Annotated in this window: 2 protein-coding genes; both read left to right on the top strand. The window is 51.6% G+C overall.

Annotation, left to right across the window (positions count from 1 at the left end):
- Positions 1-222: ATP-binding protein (locus tag A3722_RS09920; RefSeq protein ID WP_161487369.1), on the top strand; the 222-nt coding region annotated here is incomplete at its 5' end.
- A 59-nt stretch (positions 223-281) separates the two neighbouring features.
- Positions 282-481: hypothetical protein (locus tag A3722_RS09915; protein ID WP_150120469.1), on the top strand; the 200-nt coding region annotated here is incomplete at its 3' end.

The raw sequence follows: 481 nt of genomic DNA, 5'->3' as shown, positions 1-481 counted from the left end.
AGTAAGCTCTATGAGCGCACCAGTGTGATCATCACCACCAACCTTAGCTTCTCAGAATGGGCGCAGGTCTTCGGGGATGCAAAGATGACCACCGCTCTCTTGGATCGGCTTACCCACCGCTGCCACATCCTCGAAACCGGAAACGACAGCTACCGCTTCAAGGTCAGTTCTGAGGCAGCAAAGAAAACTGCAAAGGAGGCCAAAACATTGACCGCATCATAGACCACGACGCATAACTGAGGGTGGGTCAAATCTCGGTGAAAATACCGGGTCAGTTCTCAGTGACAATCAACACAGGCACCGTTGGCGGGGTTAATTTTGCTGTTGGGCAAACCCTTGTTTCGCTGATCAACAGTCCTTCGACCCTTATCTACGAAGGGAACTGGCAAAAAGGTGATTTAACGGAATTGTTGGCGGCGTTGACGCTGCAACCGTTCAAGACGTTGGCTGACCTTGTAGCATCAAGCTTCATTGCGGTCGG

This window comes from Sulfitobacter sp. HI0027 (assembly GCF_001634775.1).
GTDB lineage: Bacteria > Pseudomonadota > Alphaproteobacteria > Rhodobacterales > Rhodobacteraceae > Sulfitobacter.
The sequence above is the reverse complement of the archived record's forward strand: the minus strand, read 5'-3'. Positions and strand labels throughout refer to the sequence as shown.